This is a genomic window from Haloarcula sp. S1AR25-4 (assembly GCF_031624555.1).
Lineage (GTDB): Archaea > Halobacteriota > Halobacteria > Halobacteriales > Haloarculaceae > Haloarcula > Haloarcula pellucida.
The window spans coordinates 1-18,793 of record NZ_JAMQOR010000014.1 but is presented as its reverse complement, the minus strand read 5'-3'; the positions used below and the strand labels follow the sequence as shown (position 1 = coordinate 18,793).

General features: G+C 56.2%; 17 protein-coding genes. 5 read left to right on the top strand and 12 right to left on the bottom strand.

Going from position 1 to position 18,793, the window contains the following annotated elements:
• Nucleotides 1-252: 252 nt before the first annotated feature.
• Both NDI85_RS22065 and NDI85_RS22060 read left to right on the top strand, forming a co-directional pair.
• Nucleotides 253-621 (top strand): SHOCT domain-containing protein, encoded by a 369-nt coding sequence (locus tag NDI85_RS22065; RefSeq protein WP_119712874.1) that lies wholly within the window; start codon nt 253-255, stop codon nt 619-621.
• 9 nt (nt 622-630) lie between these two features.
• Nucleotides 631-1,221, top strand: a complete 591-nt coding sequence (locus tag NDI85_RS22060) for a hypothetical protein (RefSeq protein ID WP_310917068.1) — start codon at nt 631-633, stop codon at nt 1,219-1,221.
• Nucleotides 1,222-1,277: 56 nt separating this feature from the next.
• Here the strand turns inward: NDI85_RS22060 and phaC are convergent, their stop codons facing one another.
• The 7 genes from phaC to NDI85_RS22025 form a co-directional block, all read right to left on the bottom strand.
• A complete protein-coding gene (phaC, locus tag NDI85_RS22055; RefSeq protein ID WP_396275612.1) occupies nt 1,278-2,600 on the bottom strand; it encodes a class III poly(R)-hydroxyalkanoic acid synthase subunit PhaC in 1,323 nt (440 codons plus the stop codon).
• Nucleotides 2,601-2,626: 26 nt separating this feature from the next.
• Entirely contained in the window at nt 2,627-3,265 is a 639-nt protein-coding gene (locus tag NDI85_RS22050) for a MaoC/PaaZ C-terminal domain-containing protein (RefSeq protein WP_119712871.1), read from the bottom strand.
• Between the two features lie 141 nt (nt 3,266-3,406).
• A complete protein-coding gene (locus NDI85_RS22045; protein WP_310917066.1) occupies nt 3,407-4,645 on the bottom strand; it encodes a phage integrase SAM-like domain-containing protein in 1,239 nt (412 codons plus the stop codon).
• Nucleotides 4,642-5,100, bottom strand: a complete 459-nt coding sequence (locus NDI85_RS22040; RefSeq protein WP_119712869.1) for a hypothetical protein — start codon at nt 5,098-5,100, stop codon at nt 4,642-4,644. Before NDI85_RS22040 ends, NDI85_RS22045 begins: the two co-directional genes overlap by 4 nt.
• Nucleotides 5,101-5,103: 3 nt before the next feature.
• Nucleotides 5,104-5,685 carry a hypothetical protein gene (locus NDI85_RS22035; RefSeq protein ID WP_310917069.1) on the bottom strand — a complete coding sequence of 194 codons (582 nt, stop codon included), beginning with the start codon at nt 5,683-5,685 and terminating at the stop codon, nt 5,104-5,106.
• Between the two features lie 427 nt (nt 5,686-6,112).
• On the bottom strand, nt 6,113-6,598 hold the full coding sequence (locus NDI85_RS22030) for a hypothetical protein (protein ID WP_119712863.1): 486 nt from the start codon (nt 6,596-6,598) through the stop codon (nt 6,113-6,115).
• The gene (locus tag NDI85_RS22025) at nt 6,591-7,463 is read right to left on the bottom strand and encodes a ParA family protein (RefSeq protein ID WP_119712862.1); all 873 of its coding nucleotides are present in this window, start codon (nt 7,461-7,463) and stop codon (nt 6,591-6,593) included. Before NDI85_RS22025 ends, NDI85_RS22030 begins: the two co-directional genes overlap by 8 nt.
• Nucleotides 7,464-7,956: 493 nt before the next feature.
• On the opposite strand from NDI85_RS22025, the gene NDI85_RS22020 reads away from it, so the two are divergent.
• Both NDI85_RS22020 and NDI85_RS22015 read left to right on the top strand, forming a co-directional pair.
• On the top strand, nt 7,957-8,631 hold the full coding sequence (locus NDI85_RS22020; RefSeq protein WP_310917065.1) for a helix-turn-helix domain-containing protein: 675 nt from the start codon (nt 7,957-7,959) through the stop codon (nt 8,629-8,631).
• Entirely contained in the window at nt 8,628-9,323 is a 696-nt protein-coding gene (locus tag NDI85_RS22015) for a nucleotidyltransferase family protein (RefSeq protein ID WP_310917064.1), read from the top strand. The genes NDI85_RS22020 and NDI85_RS22015 overlap by 4 nt, the downstream gene beginning before the upstream one ends.
• Before the next feature lie 84 nt (nt 9,324-9,407).
• Here the strand turns inward: NDI85_RS22015 and NDI85_RS22010 are convergent, their stop codons facing one another.
• The 4 genes from NDI85_RS22010 to NDI85_RS21995 all read right to left on the bottom strand — a co-directional run bounded on the left by NDI85_RS22010 (nt 9,408) and on the right by NDI85_RS21995 (nt 15,735).
• The gene (locus NDI85_RS22010; protein WP_310917063.1) at nt 9,408-9,761 is read right to left on the bottom strand and encodes a hypothetical protein; all 354 of its coding nucleotides are present in this window, start codon (nt 9,759-9,761) and stop codon (nt 9,408-9,410) included.
• A 70-nt stretch (nt 9,762-9,831) separates the two neighbouring features.
• Nucleotides 9,832-10,266 carry a TRAM domain-containing protein gene (locus NDI85_RS22005; protein ID WP_310917062.1) on the bottom strand — a complete coding sequence of 145 codons (435 nt, stop codon included), beginning with the start codon at nt 10,264-10,266 and terminating at the stop codon, nt 9,832-9,834.
• 37 nt (nt 10,267-10,303) lie between these two features.
• Nucleotides 10,304-13,153 carry an ATP-dependent DNA helicase gene (locus NDI85_RS22000; protein WP_310917061.1) on the bottom strand — a complete coding sequence of 950 codons (2,850 nt, stop codon included), beginning with the start codon at nt 13,151-13,153 and terminating at the stop codon, nt 10,304-10,306.
• On the bottom strand, nt 13,150-15,735 hold the full coding sequence (locus NDI85_RS21995) for a PD-(D/E)XK nuclease family protein (protein ID WP_396275611.1): 2,586 nt from the start codon (nt 15,733-15,735) through the stop codon (nt 13,150-13,152). The genes NDI85_RS22000 and NDI85_RS21995 overlap by 4 nt, the downstream gene beginning before the upstream one ends.
• Nucleotides 15,736-15,870: 135 nt before the next feature.
• Here NDI85_RS21995 and NDI85_RS21990 point away from each other — a divergent pair, with 135 nt between their 5' ends.
• Nucleotides 15,871-16,539, top strand: a complete 669-nt coding sequence (locus NDI85_RS21990; protein WP_310917059.1) for a tyrosine-type recombinase/integrase — start codon at nt 15,871-15,873, stop codon at nt 16,537-16,539.
• 38 nt (nt 16,540-16,577) lie between these two features.
• Here the strand turns inward: NDI85_RS21990 and NDI85_RS21985 are convergent, their stop codons facing one another.
• Entirely contained in the window at nt 16,578-18,719 is a 2,142-nt protein-coding gene (locus NDI85_RS21985) for an Eco57I restriction-modification methylase domain-containing protein (protein ID WP_396275613.1), read from the bottom strand.
• Nucleotides 18,720-18,793 lie beyond the last annotated feature (74 nt).

The following is an 18,793-nucleotide window of genomic DNA, read 5'->3' as shown; positions in this document are numbered from 1 at the left end:
ACCGACGACTGCGGGTCGCCGACCTACTTCTGCAACTACGCGTGTCTCTCGACCTACGTTGACGAAAACAACTTGACGGCTGGCGACGCGTGCGAGTGGTCGCCCGACGACCCCGACTGCTGCTGAGTGCGCTCACCCCAAGCAAGACACGGAGCAACGTATTGGCCGCCACCCCGCCCAGGAACTACCAATGGAGCAGTTCTGGTCGTCCAACTTTATGAATGCAGCCGGCGAAGTCAGTAGTGGTTACCCATGTCGACAGAGCGCACGTCAGACGGGCTGCTCCGAATCGTCCTAATCGTCCTCGCAGTGGTCGTCCTGTTTCCGATGTTAATGATGGTTTTCGCCGCTCCAATGATGGGGATGATGGGCTGGTGGTGGGGCGGCGGCACGGCCGGCGGCCTCTCGCCACTGTGGGGCGTCGGGATGATGCTCGTCTGGCTTGTCGTCCTCGTCGGCATCGGCTACCTCCTCTATCGCGGCCTCGTCGGTGGGGTCGGGTCGTCGCTAACCACTGATAGGGCACTCGAAGAGCTCCGAGTGGCGTACGCACGCGGCGATCTCTCCGACGAGGAGTTCGAGGAACGGCGTGCGAAACTCACCCGCGAGGAGTCGCAGTAGTCTGCAATCATGTCCCCGACAGTACAGCGACGCGAGTTTCTCACTGCGCTCGGAGCCGGCATCGCAGGTCTAGCGGGCTGCGTCGGCAATCTCCCGGGAAGCAGCGGTGGGGTCGATCGAACGATCTACGTCGGCGCGTATCACTGGGGCTTCATCATCGTCGACGAGTCCGGCGAGGAACAGGACCGCATCAGACTGCAACGGAACGATGTTCTCCGTGTCGTATCGTTCAACACGCTCGCGAGTCAGGCCGTCCAATCCCTCCCAGCGTCGATTCGAGACGTCCTTCCCGACCACGAGGCCCTCGAAGAACGAAACGAGGAACGCATCCCGGCCCCGGCCGACGGCGACTTCCACGAGCTACTCGAAGAAGCGAATGAGCAGTACCCAGACCACAGTCTCGCGATCACGCCCTCCGGACAGGTTCACATGGGCGGTGGAATGATGATGCACCCGGTTGCACTTCCGCAAAATGCCACCAGATCCATCGTTCGACAGTTAGGGGCGACGCAACGGGGCGATTACACGCTGAGTTGCCTGACCTACTGTGGCTATGGACACCCGTACATGGAAATCGACGGTGGCATCGTCGTCACATAGGGATCCGTCCTAAATGTCACCGGGGGAACTGGCCGGGAAACAGTGTGGGGATCGAACTAGCTGGAGAGCTGTTGGGCTTGCTCGATCCACGACGACACTCGTGAGCCACTGATACCCAGTCGCTCAGCGAGCGCGGCCGGATCCGCGGCTGCGAGTCGACTCACCGTAGAAATCCCGGCGTCATGAAGACGCTCCTCGTACGCTGGTCCGACGCCGTCGAGCTTCTGCAACGACTGTTCCTGGTCGGCTCCCTTTGGAACATCGCTCCCGCCGGGTGTATCTGTTCCTTTGGTCGATGTCACCGACCGCTCTCGAAACCACGTCGCCACGCGGGGCCACAGCTCCGCGTGGGCCTTGCCCGAGACGGCCATCCCGACGTGACCGGTTGGAAACTCGTAGATGTCGGTGTCTTCGCTTGGGATAGTGTCCATGAATGGTTTACTCGCGTCCGGCGGGATGAGGTGGTCGAACGAGCCGATGATCTGTAAGACCGGCATCGTGAGATTTTCGATGTCGACGGGGTCGCCATCCAGCACGAGTTCGTTCCGGTAGAGGGCGTTTTCCTGGTAGATATCTTCGATGAACTGGCGGTAGGCCTCGCCCGCGACATCGACCCCGTCTCGCACCCAGCGTTCCATCCTGCCGAAGTTCTCGACAGCTGTCTTATCATCGAGGTTGTCGAACAGCATCGTGTATTTCCCGAGGTAGTTATCGACGGGGTTCATCTGGGCAAAGCCAGCCCCGAGAAACTCCGCCGGGACGTTCCCATAGGTCTCGGTAATCTCTGCGGGGTCGAAGTACTCCTCGCTCCCCCACTGCTCGAGGATACCACCTGTGTTGTCGAAACACAGCCCCGTGGCCATGAGGCCAAGATTGCTAACCTTCTCCGGATGGAGAGCCGCGTACATCGTGCTCAGCGTGCCGCCCATGCAGTAGCCGAGGATGTTGAGGGCGTCATTCGTAGTTCGTTCACGGACGACGTCGACGCAATTGTCGATGTATCGATTCACGTAGTCGCCCAGGGTCAGCGACGCGTCAAGTCGGGACGGTTCGCCCCAGTCGATGAGATAGACGTCGAAGCCGTCCTCAAGAAACCGTCGGACGACGCTCTTGTCGGGCTGGAGATCGAGGATGTAGGGACGATTGATCAACGCATAGACGACGAGGAGGGGCGTGTTGTGCAGGTCGTCTGTGAGTGACTCATAGTGGAGGAGATTGAGTTTGTTCTCGGAATAGATGACCTCACTCGAAGTCTGCCCGACCTCGACGGAGGCGAGATCTTCGAGCCGATTCGGAAGAAGGCGCATCTTCTCGGCGGTTTCCATTCCCTGGGTAAGCAATCTGCGGTGAGTCTTCAATGGGGCTGTGAACGGATTCATAGTCTTAACCTGGCTGTACGAACGAGTCACTCCGGGAGAGGGTCGATCAGCACCGTCGCCGTCCCGTCCAGGACGATTTCGTCAGCGTCGTTTTCGATGCGCGTCGTGAGCCGATACCGGTCGCCTTCGAGGTCATCGACGATCTTGCATTGAGCCGTCAGTGACTCGCCGATGTCGACCGGGCGTCGGAACTCGAGATTCTGCGAGATGTAGATCGTGAGGCCAGGGAAACACGCGAGGGCGGCGCTGATGAGTCCGGAGACGAGTGTCCCGTGGACGATCCGGTGGCCAAACCGCGTCTTCTCAGCGAACGCGTCGTTTAGGTGGAGGGCGTTCGTGTCGCTGGTCGCTTCGGCGAATTTTCGGACGTCGTCGTCCGTGATCTCCTTCGAGAAGCGAACGCTGTCGCCCTCCTGGAGCGACGTGGGATCTTCGATTTCGATATCGAACTCGCCTTTTGCCCGGCCATATGGCAAGCGAGGGAGAATGGCTCCACTCGCCTCGACGAGATGTGGATGGGGCGTCTCGACGTACTTCTCGGGAGCGCTATCGAACAACGCTTGGCAGTCGTTCGAGCAGAAGTGGAATGACTCGCCTTCGTACTCAGTAGTCGCTTCGGCAGATTCGGGTGGGATTTCCATCCCACAGACGGGATCGACTGGCATGGGTACACTGAATTGATGGCTCGTTCACGAACTGGGTCGGCGTCGGAATCGTTCAGACGGTCTGCTAGAGAATAACGTAGTCACGCACTATCAACGTACGTGTCGCTCGTAGCACCAACCGAGAACAATTGTAGAAGGCGTTCACGTCCCGATGTGGTCAACCTCGTCGAGAGCTTCAGTGGCCACGTCTCCAAGTTCTCCTGCTTCGATATGGGAATAGCGCTCGCGGACCATCTCCTCCGAGTTGTCGAGATATCGGGCTGCGACAGTATAGCCGAACGCCCTGACGAGGACCTCTCCCATGCCTCGTCGACCGCCGTGAGGAGCGAGATAGTCGTGTTTCGGGTGGTCAATGTCGACCTTCCCCTCCTCGGAGAGCCGTTGGAGAATCGACCGCGCACCACCGGTCGTGATCGAGGGAGGTCGAATGTCTTCCTCAAGTGTCAGTAAAAGGTCGCGAGCGAACTCATCACGCCGTTCTTCGATGACGTCCGGTTGTAGCCCTCGGTCAGCGAGCTCCTCCCGTACGTGCGTCGCGAGTGTCCGCTGGTCGAACGTCGGGAACACCGGCCATCGATCCGCTGGCGGATCCATCAGTTTCCGGTAGCTCCGTAACGGCGAGATAACCGGGTCGGGGAGGCTCGCGGCGTCCCACTGCTGTTTCTTCCGGTAGACGTCCATACTCCCGTCGTCGAGGGAGAGGTCCTCCCAGCGGACGCCGCGCCGGCGCGGGTCGTTTGGATCCCGGAGCAGTTCCCCGACCCGAACGGCGGTGTACGCGAGGACGAACACCAGCGCCCGGTCACGAGCCGCCTTCAGCGCCGCGTAGCGCGCTCGCTGCTTGTCGAGGGGGTCAGTAGCCACCGGGAGTGTCGTGTAGGCCTCGATAGCGTTGCGAGCCTGCTCGTCGACGTGACGAGTGAGTGCGTGGCGCTGTTCGGAGGTCCAGGCCTGCTGGTCGCCGGGCTTACGGCCGTCGTCCTCCGGCAGCGGCGCCATCGCACTCGCCCGCTGCGCGTAATGCGCCTCGAGATATCCCTCGTTGACACACCACCCGCACCACGCAGAGATATAGCGGTAATAGGTTTGTACCGTGTTCTGCTTGAGGCCACGGTCACCAGCGAGATGCCGTGCGTACTCCCGGAAGACGCGTTCATCGAGGTCGTCGAAGGTCGGCTCCCGGTCGACGTCGTTGGGGACGATCCCGGTCCAGTCGTCGTCACCGCGGTCGCCAGCGGCCCACTCGGCAAACCGCTCGAGCTCGCGTGCAGCGTTACGTCGATAATTCCCGCCGTCGCCCCCGCGGCCTTTCCCCTTGTCTTGCAGGTAGCGCTTGAAGGAACTCGTGAGTGACTGATCGGCGCGTTCTCGGGGTGTCATGGTTCCTCGTTCGCGTACTGGTAGGTCGGACGGACGTCCTCAAGGAGCTCTTCGACGATCTCCCAGAGGATCAGCGACGGGGTCTCGTGGTCGAACGTGATCCCCCAGCGATCCTCCGCATCGCCGGCTGAATACTGGAAATGCGTTCGTCCGAGATCGGGATGGTCCTCGTCCTGGTGCCACCCCGCGTGAAATCCCGTGTTCGGGTCGGTGTAGTTGATACGGAACCAATCATGTGGCTCCTGTCGGTACCACTTGATGGACAGTTCCGGCGACTCAGGCCCTGTCGAAGGGTCGAGACGGGCTGGATCAAACCGTGCCCGCAGCTGTTTGGCCTCGATATCATCAGGAACGAACTCGACTGTCGTGATCTGTGGCACACGGTCGAGGACGTCCCGCTTTAGCTGGGCGTAGAAGTTTGCGTTCGGGTCACCACCGGGATGCGGGACCGACATCCGTCAGCTACTGGCCTCGGCAGGCTCTGTTGTCGGAGCGAGGAAGTCCCATTCTCGGATGGCGAACCCAACGATCTGGATACGCCGCTGAAGATGCTCCCACTCACGGGCAATCTCACGGCGACTATCTTCCTCCTCAGCGTCAAGGGACTCGTCAGCGAGCGTCCCGCGAAGCTGGTTCGGTGACTCAACGCCGAATTCGTCCTCCCAGTCGCGAATCTGCGTCTTCATATCGGCGAGACGGTCCGTGAGCTCCTCGACAGTGTGGCCGCTGTCTCGAAGACGCATCGCCTCCTGCATCGCTTGGCGGCGATAATCAGGGTAATACGTCGTGTGAGTACCGCTTTCGTCACGATGGAGGATGCCATCGTCGACGAGCCGTTCGAGGACGCGCTTAGTTGGTTCGTGTGACCAGCCCGCTTCGGAAGCGATCCAGTTGGCTGTCCGCGGCTCCGACAGCTGCCGAGCAACCATCCGCACGCGGTCTTCACCCGTGGTCTGGCGTTCCATCAGGCCCTCGGAGTTCGATTCGTCTTCGGTCATACAACATCGTTCGGGCTTTGTCTTAATATAGATTGAGGCCATTAGTTCTATATCGAATAGACTTCTTCGCCATCGCCCCGATCTCAGCTGTGGGTAGCCAGAGTAAACACGGAGCCCGGTCTTGGCGGCTCTACCCTGGGGGAAGCGCCGTTCTGAGCCGATTGCAGCATTCGTGCTTACCGGACGGCGTCGGGGTACTAAAAACTGGTCGTGATTATTGGCGTAATCAGGACCACCGGTGATAGAAGTCTCATAACCATTTTTCCTATGATAGAAGGGTTCTATCCCCCGAAATTCGGATTTGTCCAACGGTATGAATCATATGCCGCTATACCAAAGCCGCGACCGCCGTTCGGACCCGGTTCCGAGAATAATCGCAAGACTGCAAGCAGATGGCTTGCTACACAATCTGCATAATGTACAATGCGCACGAAATCTGAATGATGAGGGAAATCACCCAAATCCAATGTTAGTCGTTCGTAGCTTGCTCGCTTAGCATCTCCACAACTTCCTGAACACGTTCCTCATCGGCTTCGATACCACGCTCCCGGAGGATCTGGAGGGCGACTTCATCACCGTGGTCCGCAATTACCCGGAGACACGCATCTTGAAACTCTCTTCCCTCAAATTCGGGAACATCAAACATAGAGCACGCAGCAGTTACCGATGATCGCATCCGGGTGACGCCATCCCACGTGTCCTCCCGGACATAGAAGCCGTGCATATCGGTCTCATCAAAGGAGAAGGCCGGTCCACCGGTGGATTCGTCCACATCCTCCTCATCCTGCTCAGGAATGGACTCAGTCTCCGACTCTGTGTCCTCAGTAGTTATCTCTTCATCCGGTTGCAGTTCATCCTGGGTGTCAGTACGTTCGACGTCATCCGATTCGGCTCCTTCCTCCGTTTGTTTGAGCTGTTCAGCGACGTCCCCGAAACGGTCGTCCTCATTAGGCATGGCTGTGTTCCTCCACGAGGTCCGCTAAGTGGTCGAAATTCGGGATCTGGTCGCAATCTTCGTCGAACTCCGAGACCGGCATTCCTTGCTTGAAGGCGCGGGAAATTGCGGTCCGTTCGCGAATCCCTGGCTTCGGAATACTATCGATGGTGCGTCCCGAATCATCGAGGGCATCGAAGACCTCCGGGTCCACACGAGCGTACTCGGGGACGAATGAACCGAACTCCCGGTTGAGATTTTCAACTAGAGTCCGATGCTCGTTGCGTTGTCCCATTGTTTCGCGAATCATATTCGGAGTGACTGCGAGGATATCCAACCCGATATTCTGCCGGATTGGGGAGATCTGGCGTTCAATCATCTTATTGAGGCCGTTGATCGAGCCAGCACGCGGGATTAGCGGGATTATGACGCGCTGGACGGCGATGAGGGCGTTGTCGGAGAGTTTCCCACGGCCGCCTGCGGCATCAATTATCACGTAGTCGTATCCGTTTTGAATGAGCGGATCGACAACGTTCCGTCGAAGCTTCACGTCTGCGAACCGTTCGTCCTTCAGCCTCGTCTCGACGTTCTCGAGCTCGTTACTCGACGGGAGTAGGTGAACGCCGAAGTCCGTCTCTATAAGCAGGTCTTCGGGGTCCTCACCATCGATAAGGGCGTCACCGAGGTTCGCATCTCGGTCGTACGCATCGTCGTATCCCAACTGGGTCGTCATGTGCCCGTCCTTATCCAGATCCAATAGTACCGTCTCATGGCCACGAGCAGCGAGTCGATCAGCGATGTTGAGCGCGATCGTGGATTTCCCTACCCCTCCCTTGAGCAACGAGACAGCTGCTCCGGGGAGCCCTTCAAACTCGTCAGCACTCATAGCTCAGCACCCCGTAAGAAGCGGATTTTGTACATTTTGTAGGTAATGTACATTGGGTAGATGTTGAAGGTTGCGCGAGTTTTGTCGATAATGTACGTTTTGCACTGGTCATACGCGGTCAATGAAGCTCGTCCATCTTAATTCTGTGTCAGACAGATTGCGTACGCCATCTACACAATCTACATTTTGTACATTATGTAGATTGTTGGCACAATCTCAATTGCCATAATCACCGTCGACCCTACACAATCTACATAATTTAGATTATCAGCATTTCATACGTATTCATCGCAATCTTTTCCACCCACACGAACCAATTGGAGAAGCCCAATTTGCATTATCTACATTATCCACATTATGCATATTGGCTATGAGATCTACATTCTTCAGTCATTCAATGGGAGAGTCCTGAGTGATAGAGCTCAGACAGAGCCGTTCTACCCCGTCTTCTAGTAAGACTTTTAACTGTTACCGGATTATTGGTAACCACCAGATGTATGAGGTTCTCGACGATACCGCGGCGCAGGTCATCCTCACCATCGAGAGTGGTGACTCCATCCGCCGTGTCGCCCAACACCTCCACACGCCCTACGAGACAGTGAGACAGGCCGTCAATCGGCTGGAAGACGCAGGCTACGTTTCATATGACGACGGCCTCACTGTCGTCGACGAGCGCGTACGCGACGCAGCCCGCGAGCTCGTCGCTGCGAGCGCCGGCGTCAGTCCACCCACCATCGAGGAATCCTACGTCATCCCACAGTTCGGTGCCTGGCCGTTCGCATTTACCCGGATCGACGCCGTCTACGTGTGGACCCAAGGCGGCTACCAGGTCGGTCGCGAGCCCGACGACTATCCGCTGTTCCTTGCTGTTCGTGAGCAGGACATCGACGCTTGGGAGACGTTTTTCGAGTCGTTCGACCTCCCGACCGCATTCGAACGACAGCCCCAAGACGAGTTGGACGGACCGCTGCAGATCGTCCTCGAGCCACGCGCGTCACTCGATATCGAGCACGTCGAAGGGTACCCGGTGATCCCGAGAGCAGAGACAATCGAGTATATGCGCGAGAACTACGCCCAGTTCCAGTCGGCGCTGGCGATGCTCGACCGGATGTACGAGGACCTCGACCTCGGCGTCACGTATCGAGAGACTGAACGGGCACAGCCATGAGCTTCAACAACCGAAGTGACGCGCTCATCGAACTGCTCGAAGAGCTCACCCAAGAGGGTCACGAGTACGTTCTCGTCGGCGGGTACGCTGTCTCAGCGTTCAATGCTCGCTTCTCCACGGACCTCGATATCGTCGTCGCGCCGGACTCCAAGGCTGACTTCGTCGAGTTCCTCGAACAGCAGGGATTCGAGGAAACGGACAGCCACGCCAAGGAATGGTTCTACGACACCGAGGTAATCGAGTACGAGAAGCGGCTCACCCCGCAGCAGCCGATCGGCTTCGATCTCCTGGTAAACGGACTCGGGTGTCGCCAGACGGAGGCACAGTGGTCGTTCGACTACCTGTACGACCACAGCCACCAACAGGAGGTGAGCGGGGGCACAGTGACGACGACGGCCAGAGTCATCGATGGGGCCGTCCTCGTGGCGGCAAAGCTCCACAGTGGCCGAGAAACGGACCTCCGAGACGTCCTGGCAGTGGCTGAAGAGATCGACCTCAACGCTGTCACGCCCCATCTGCGGCGAGGGGACGACAATGCCCTACGGGAGCAACTTGAGCGTGGTCTGGAGATCTTGGAGAGTGACGAACTCAAACACGGATTTCGGAGTGACTTCGGGGCCTCAGCTGTCTCAGAAGAAACGGTCACCGCTCTCCAAGAGTATCTGTCTGCACAGACTGACTACCTGAGCTGAAGCGGTCGGGACCCCCTTGATCGGAAGTGAAGATAGGGCCCTTCGGCGGTACCTGCAGTCAGTCAAAAAATTGGAGGGGCGGTGTCAGTCGACCGTCGCTAACACACGAACATCCGTAGCTGAGTGTCGTTCCCGTTCAGTACGAGCACCGTGCTCGCGGAGGAACTCATCAATACGGTCGACAAGGGCCTCCGCATCCTCCCTATCGACGTGGACGATCAGCGTCGGATGTTCCTCGTCGCTGTTCTCAATCACGAGCGAGACATCCTTGAATTCGTCCGGCTGTCTATACGCCTCAAACTCATCGGCGACCTGGTTGGCCAGGTCGTCGAGTACCTCAATCGGTTCCTTTGTCATAGATTGAATATCGGCCTTGGAAGGTAGTGCCATCGCGAACGCGTGAAGAAAACGTGACGTGGCTTTCAGAACCACCTCCATCAGACAAACTCGAACGGAGCCTTCTCACACCGATGGTTTACCGAGAAGCAAGCTGGCTCAGAGAGAACAGTTAGACCGCCCGCGGATCGTTATCGACGATGCTAGCAAACGCGACATTCTCCTGAACTTGTTCAACTTCGACCGTTGGCTCGTCGCCGGGTTGAGCGCCGGGAACGATCACGACGTAGCCACGTTCGACTTTTGCGATACCATCGCCCTGATCGCCGACTGTCTCGATGGTCACATCACGTACTTCGCCTTCCTCCACTGGGGGTCCGGAGGAAGAATGGCTCGCAGTCTCACGGGAAGGAGCTCTTGGTGACTCCTGTTGTACTGACGACTCCGTCGAGACAGGAGATTCCAGAATCGCTACGCGATACGTTTCGTCAGCTGACAACGCTTCAAAGTCGATTTCGCTCGATGGGACCTCCACTATGTACGTCCCATCCTGCTCTTTAATTGGAGCACTGAACAAAGAGCGAAGGGAGCTGGGAATTTCGACCATTGAGTTTCTAGTGCTCAGTATCCACGAGACAAGTAATTTAAACACTATGTGTTAGCACTAGCTCTCGAAGAGCCGCCTTATCGAGAGGGGTAATATTGTGACGAGTGCCATCATCGGTGTAGAAAATAGACGCAGTGACCGACCGCTCTGGATATTGGTCGGCGACGACGTGGTAGTAGATACTGAGCTGTTTCTGGTATTCATCTTCTGCGTGCGTTGTGAGATCGGTTTTGTAGTCAACGATCTCAACACGGTCAGATGTCACGTGGAGCAAGTCGATGATGCCGCCGATCGTTACCTTCTCACCGTCGACGGTAAGCGGAAGGAACGCATCGATCTCGGCTCTCGTCTCACCCTCGAGTGAGTCGATTAACGCCTTGACGTGCTCTTTGTCAGGGTTATCGCCGGTTTCGACTGCTTCACCGAGAACATACCGTTCCGCAAACTCGTGGACGTCTGACCCGAACTCCATTCCCCGGCCGCCGGTATTCCCTTCGAAGACTGCGTCATCGATGAAGGTGTGTGGTGAGTAGCTTGCCGGTCCATCAGGCTCCGGAATATCGACCGTGTAGGTCGAATGCTCGCCGGGTTCTGGGTCGAACGCAGATAGATCGGGGTCGATATCTTCGACATCAACGGGGAGTGAATCGAGGAACGAATTTGGGTCAGTACCGCCAGTCAAGACGAGGTGGCTCTCAGAACGCGTGACAGCCACATAGAGAAGCCGACGTTCCTCGTCGTAGTTCTGGGGGAGGCAGCGATTAAGAACGTCAGTCTTCCAGTCGTCGTAGACGTGTGGGACGCCGTGTGCGTCCTCTGAGTACACCTTCCGCTGACGGAGGCCAATCGGGTCGGTGTAGGCGATATCGCTTCCGCTGCCACCGGAAGACGGGAATTTGTTCGCGTTCATATTTGCGAGGATGACGATTGGGTATTCGAGCCCTTTCGTCGCGTGGATCGTTTGCACAGTCACCGCGTTCGTCCCAGCCCCGGCGTCGACGTCGTGTGTACTCCCATCAGCAATCGCCTCCTCGATGAATCGGATCAGTTCTCCACGGGTGAACGTCGTCGTCCCGTGAACCGACTGAATAGTGTCGAGAACGACGTCTGCGGTCGGGCCGGAACGGCCGTACTGTTCGAACACGCGTCGGGCGACGCCGCCGAACGTCTCCAAATCCCGTAGATCCTCTCGGAATGCGACCATAGCTTCGGGATACGCCTCACGCTCGATGATCGTCTTCGTCTCGTCAATCGTGTAGCCAGCCTCTTCGAGGACGAGTGCCCACCCGCGTTCAGCGTCACGTTCGAGAATACGCAACCACGCTAACACCAGCTTCGCGGCGTCGGTCCGGAAGACCTCGATCCCACCCTCGTAGGCCATCGGCAGACCGAACTTACTCGCCGTATCGAGCAGATCCCGACCGAAATCGCGGGTTCGCGTCAACACAGCGATGTCGCCGTATTCCGGAGCGCGATACGTGCCGTCGTCGCCTTCGACGGCGTAATCATCGTTGTCGACGATTGCGTCGATCTTCGTGAGAATGGCCTCGTGTTCGTCCTCACTCGTGAGCGCCTCGATGTAGCTATCATCTCGATCTGTATCGGCAGTCAGAGGTGTTACCTGCTCGGAGATAGTCTCCGCATCCAGAGATTCGTTCTTTGTCGCACGGGCAGTCAGGGCGTGGGTAGAGAAGTCCAAGATGGACTGCGTCGACCGGTAATTCCGCATCAGCTGCTTGTCGTCAACCGGCGTCGTCGGGAACGTGACTCGATCTACGTCCCGATTCAGCTCCGCGGCAAATCGTTCGAGGCGATCGTCGAACTCGCGGATGTTGTCGACGTCCGCGTACTGGAAGCTGTAGATACTCTGTTTCCAGTCGCCGACCACACAGATGTTGTTCGTGCCGGCGAGCAGCAGCGTAAGTTTAAACTGGATCTCACTGGAGTCCTGGAACTCGTCGACCATCACGTACTCGTACCCCAGCTGCTCTCGAAGGTCGTGATCCTCACACAGAAGCACGAACGCGAACAGCTGAAGGAACCCGAAATTCAGGTAGTTCCGCCGAAGCGCGAACTCAAGATAGGCGTGATACACGTCGTGGACGAACCGCTTGAGAGCCGTTCGGTCCTCATCGAAGACGCGTGTAGCGAGGTCCGCCGGGACTTGCTTGCCATCGCCACGGATGTCCCACTTTGCGGGCGCCTCCGGGAGATACGTCTTGTCTTCACCATACTGATAGAGCTTCTTTCGAAGCTTCGATTGCTTACTCCCGCCGTTCCGTGGTTCATTCCGGTCGGTGAACAGCGTCTCGAACGCCTCAAAGTCCCCATCGAGGTGTGACTCGCTGTCCCGGTACCAGCCATCCGCAGTGGGGAACACACCTTTTGCGGACAGTTCCTTGATCAGATCGAGTAGCTCCGACGTCTCCGACAGTGCCGTGAAGAACTCGTCATACTCTGGGTGATTATCGATGAACTGGCCGATGAACTCACGAAACAGCGCCTGTTCGATGATTTCGTCTTCGATAATCCGTGTCGAGCCAGTGATCGTCTCATCAATCCCGAGGGACATCGGTGCGTCGTGTCCGTATTCGTCGAGCAGGTCGTGTGACAGCGAGTGAAACGTTTGGATCGGCGCGTTCGCGAGTTCCCGCATCCCGTACTCGCTGTGACGCACAATCCGCTCTCGCATTTCCTCGGCCGCGTTGTTCGTAAAGGTCACCAACAGCACGTCTTCGGGATCGACGCCATCTTGGGCGACAATGTTTGCGTATCGCCGGGTAACGGTGAACGTCTTCCCGGTGCCAGCACCCGCGTCGACGAGATAGAGGCCATCAGTCGCCTCGATGAGGCCGCGTTGCTCCGGGTTCGGGTCGACGCCGCTCATTGTTCACCCTCTAAGAGAAGGTCACGATTGTCCACCCGTCGGTAGTTCGGCTCACCGGCGAGCCCCTCGATTGGGAACGCCTCGTCGCCAGTGCGGCGTCGATTGAGTTCTGTCAGTCGCTCGTCGACAAACGATTCGAACGCATCGAGATCACGTTTGAAGAATGCACCCTTCTGTCGGTCGACGATTGCGCGCATCACCTGCTTGCTCCCTGTTGTCACGTACTTGTACTCGCCAATCTCGGCTTCGAGCCGGTCAATCATCGTCTCTCCGAACTCGGAGTCGATGAGTTCGTCGCTGTCAGTCGTCTCGACAAGCGGCGCAGCATCGAAGAGCGCGGCGTATGTCTGATAGTCGATCTTCGAGAGGATCTTTTGGCACTTCTGTGCCCCCTCCTCACGGAGATACTCGAAGAACTCCTCACGTTGCACGTGCTCGGTGAGCGATTCAGGGTAGTATGTTACAGTCGTCAACGCGTCGTCGATGTCGGCGTCGCCGGCGATCACGTCGTCGACGAGTTCGGTGACGTAGAAGAAGGTGAACGAGAGTTGGTCACCCGGACGTTGTGATCGCCAATAGGTGAGATAGAGTGCTGCCTGAAAGTCAGGCTCGTCTGTCGGCTCGTCAATCGCGGCGTGTTTGACGATTGAGGTGGCGCTGCTCTCGCTGCCACTCTTGTAGTCGAGCAGTTCTTGCTGCGACTGAACGAGGTCGATCATTCCGTTGATGCCCAGTTCTTCGTCAGTAAACCGACGTTCAGTCACGGGAGAGTCGACATCGCGACCGAAGTGAGCAGCGACGGCATTATCACCCCCACTGGACGGCGTCAGAAACGCGCCCTCGGTCGGCTGGTTCGCGTCAAGATATGAGACGATCGTTTCGAGGCTCGCACGATATTCAGTGCGCCGGGTCCGTTCGTCGACGGAGCGAACCAGCGGACGGACGTCCTCGAGCATAAGTTCGACGACCTCCGAGAGTGTCTCTTCGTCAATCTCGTCCGGATGGTTGACGTAGAACTCCGCGAAGTCGTGGAGCAGGTTGCCCTCGGTGAGATACGCCTTCTCCGGACCGTCGACTATCCGGCTGAAGTAGTAGTCTCGCGGTGAGTTCACGTAGGTGTTGAGACTCGACTTGCTGATCGTCTCGACCGGGTCGGAAGTCACACCGACAGGTTCGTTCTCGAATCCGTCACCAGCTCGTGCTGCGGTTTCGATCTGATGACTTGTCGAAGGTAGATCGGAGAAGCGGTCGTACTCCGGTTCGAGAAGCTCTTCGAAGTACAGGCACGGCGTAACGGGTGATCCGCCGGTCGCATCTTGGACGAGATAGTGTTGCTGGCTGCCGCTCTGCAACAGCAGCTGGAAGCTCTTAAGATTCCGTGTAAACTGGGCGTCCTGGTCGACCCACGGACGACGTGGGGCCGAGTGGGTCCAGCGGTCGTCAAGCCCTAGGTAGAAGACAACCTCACGACCCACGTACGACGCTGATTTCGCATCGGCGAGCAAGACACCCTCGTTCTCTCGATCGACCGGCACCTCGTAGGTCTGGAGATAGAACGACAAATCGTCGAGGCGCGCTTCCGTGATGGATTCGTCCGCGATGGTGAGTGTCTCCAGTTCCTCCCGGAAGGCATCCAGCGTGTCGCCGGCGTGGCGTTCAAACACTGAAAGAGCATCCGAGAACGTGTACTCTTGGACATCGTGGCAGAAGTCGATCAGCCACTTGAGATCTCCATCGTCAAGCTCGTGCAGTCGCTTGTCTGTGTCAGCATCGTCGATGTCGCAATCGAAGACCGTCAACAGCGATCGGATCTCGCTTATTCGGGTATCAGTCCCCCGGTGGGCGGTCCGGAGGAGGTGGAGGAACAACCGATGTTCGCTGCGATCTGTGAAACCCGGCCCGCCAAAAAACGGGATATCAGCCGCTTCGAGCGCGGACTCGATAAGCGGTGAGTATTCGCTTTCCTGGTCGAGAACAATCCCGACGTTATCAGCGTTCTCGTCATTGACGGAATCAACGACGGTCTCCACGATCGCCGTCGGTGAATCGTGTATACGGAACGGCGGGAGCTCGAACCCCGTGTCAGTAAAGAGGTCGACCGTGTCGTACTCGGCGGGCAGATACGCTCGTTCGAGTTGGGTGAGCATCGCCGGCTCGACGACGACTACGTCGAGATCCGGTTCGATGGTCTCGTTCGTGAGTTTCATCGAGGCGGTCTCGAGTTCCGCGATTCGCTCCACAGCTCGTTCGGTGGCGTCGTCGACGTAGCCGTCGTACTCGAAAATAGCGTCGTGTGACCCTCGGTGTTCCCAACACTGGAGGATATTCCCAACCGCGTATGCACAGCGCTTCCAAGAGAAGTCCTCGTGATCAAGCATGCCGAGGAAGGCCAGACGGTCCTCAGACTCTTGGCGTCGGCCGACTGCAAGTCGGCGTGGTGGGATCGCGAACGGACCGAGATGCGAACGATCGAGGTGGCGGTTGAGGGCACTCGCAAGCGGTCCGTCCGGGGTGATTACCCGGTCGTACGATTGAACCTCTTCGTAGAGTTGGTGTGGCGATTTGGCGCGGGGAAATGGCACGCTCAGAGACAGTCCGTGATGTCGGTTAAATCCTTGTCAGATGAGTTCATGAATGGGTGAAGTATATGCAGATTCTCCGTATCAAGATCCCGTTTGCTCGCCTTCTAAACAATTTCAAAGACGTTTCCTATCTAGATGGCACCAACACGGGAGAAGTCACTTAGTGAACGCGAGTTTGAATTACTGTTAGAAGGAGCAGGACGTATCGACGAGCCCGTTCAACGACTCGAATCGCGGGCTGCGATTCTAATCGGTGGACGTCTCGGACTAAGACCTGGTGAGACGACACATCTGAGTTCGTCGTGGATCGATCACGAGCGACAAATGATCCGCATTCCCGAGCATCACGCCTGTACCAAAGGGAGGGATGGTGGCCTCTGTGGTTATTGTCGGCAGGCAATCGAACAACGCCTACGACATAATCCAGATAGTAGATTCGAAGATTTTGCTGATCTGTATTGGCTTCCAAAAACAGAAGCGGCTGCTCGAACAGTACCGTTTCATTTTTCGTATCGAGTTCGAGTTGCGATCGACCTTCTGATTACGGAACACGGTGGCTGGCCGTACTCCTTCTCAACATTACAACGAAGATTGAATACCGCCCTTGATCTCGCTCCGCGTCTTTCTAGAAACACAACTTCATTACACGGTCTTCGAGCGACGGCAGCCTCCTACCACGCCAGCAGAGGATTAGACTTAGCGGCACTTCGGGCAATGTTCGGTTGGGAAGATATTGCTACAGCTCGACAATATCTCAACGTAGACGGAGCAATGACTCGTCGGGCGCTCAACAACATTCACTAATGCGAGTTGGTTAGTGAGCTGTATTCAGAATAGTGTTTCTATGACTTCGGTCCTTCTTTTTTAAGTATATTGTATTTCTCAAGTACTGTGTCGAAGTAGTCTTCAGTCATAATCCGGGGGTTTGAGACCCTGTGGAAATCCTTAAGTACAAATTGAACTTCCATATGTTCTAGACCGTAAGCGTGGAATGCCGCAGCGTCAATTTCGGCCTGGATTTCACGCCTTGCTTCTTCAGTCGTTGCAGGATCAATTCCTCCGAGACGGTCGCGCATTTCGGCGAATCCATCACCGTAGCAACTCAGTAGAGCAGCCCGTTCTGAAATATAGTGGAACCAATTATCATCCTCAGAAAGATCAGGCATCTGTGATTCTTTAAACTTATACATGACAATACCGGTGTCTACCTTAGTTCTAAGCAGGTAATCAAGCGGGATTGAGTTGAGAAGCCCGAGCTTAGCGAACAGTTCCTCGTCAGAGAACATCCGGGTATAGAAGTTATGAAGTGGGCTTTCTGAGAGTCCTTCCTCGTAGGGCTGAATCAGGTAGCTGGGGATAGTCAACAATGTGTTGTGACAAACGATTCCCTTCGGCAGTACCGAGGCAATGAGTGTCCGCTCATTAGTGGAGTTCGTAATTCGACGAATACCGATTCGATATTCAGTGGAATCCAGAAGTACGTCATTTTCGGTGAGTGGTTCCCCACGATGTTGCTCCAATAGGTCATTGACGAATCCTTTCTGAGAGCCCGTACCATCAAACGCTTCATAGATAGCGGATTTGAGATCGCGAACAGTTTTCTCCCGCATCCGTTGCTTGGCACTTCGTTCTGGGTCGTCATCTTCTTCGACACTCCAAAATTCGGGTTTCTGTACGTCTGTTATGAATTCTGGAGTATAGGAATATTGGTAAATATTCTTACCACCGTAGACAGGGTAATCAGCTTCGGACTTATCCACGAAACGGTCTGCATCACTCGTACGACGGAGTCCCTGATACGGCTCCATATATCCGGTCGGAGCGTCCTTTGGAGCGATGGGGGGATTTTCGATAATCGATTCGAGAACACTGAGTTTCTGTTCGGACTCAATAAATGGGAAAATGCCAGCCTCTGGAGAGTACAATTCTAACACGTCCCGGGGGATGTGAATCGCCTGATTATCGAAATCATCAAAGATTGAAAGGTCACCCTCCATATACTTCCCGGCGACCTGGTTCGTTGAACCACTGTTTTTGAAGACCACTACCCCGAATTTGTACTGGCCGTGAACCTGCTCAAATATTTCGTGATTCTCAAAGATTGTCAGTACGTCAAGAGTAGTGTTATTCAACAGGTGGATTCGAAGGTCTTTGCCTGATGCTCCGTTGAAAACCGCGCCAGGGAGAATTTGAGCGACACGAGAGGAGTCACCAGCAAGCTGGAATACCCGCTCAAAGAATAGAGATGAAAGATCATTCGTGCTGGGATTAACACGGCCATCAATCACAGGACGCTGTAGGTCATATGCAGGCGTGTTCTTGAAGTACTCTGCGCGAAGTTCCATTTCATCCTGGTATTCCTGCCAGCCCTCAGCGATATCATCATCTTCTAGGAGCTCTTCTTGGACTCTATCTTTGTCGTCGGGTAGTCGTGTTCGAAATGTCTCATCGTATTTGGAGAAATAGTCGTCACGTAGCGGCTTGATACGGTCCCATGGAGGATTTCCGATGACAACATCGAATCCGCCGTCTTCGTACACAGGGGCGAACTCCAACACCCAGTGAAATGGACTGAATTCCTGTAATTTTCCTTTATCAACTTCGTCAAGCCCCGCAGCGTGGAATTGGTCTAATACTTTCTCATTCAATTCTTGGCTATGAGAATCAACTAGCGATTCAGCAAGCTGGCGTGCATTTTGCGCCTCAGCAGTACTGGTGGCCTTTTGGTGGCGTTTGATCGCGTTGATTACATCCTCATATAATTCCTGTACGCCAGTTCCGACGCCGCCGCCCCAATTAGTGAGGGATGCATCGCCGTCGTCAGTTATTTCTACTAAATTTGTGAACCCGACAAGGGAATTTCCTTGTCGGATATTGAAGTCAATGTTCGGTAGCGGTTCAACCTCATGTGGCTCATCTTCAAGATCTGCAACCATCGAGAGCCACAATCGAAGTTTGCAGATCTCGACGGCCCCTTCATCAATGTCTACCCCACAGTAATCACGTTTGGTTAGTTATCATAACGCAATTATGGGGTTTAGCTCAGCTGCATTACCGG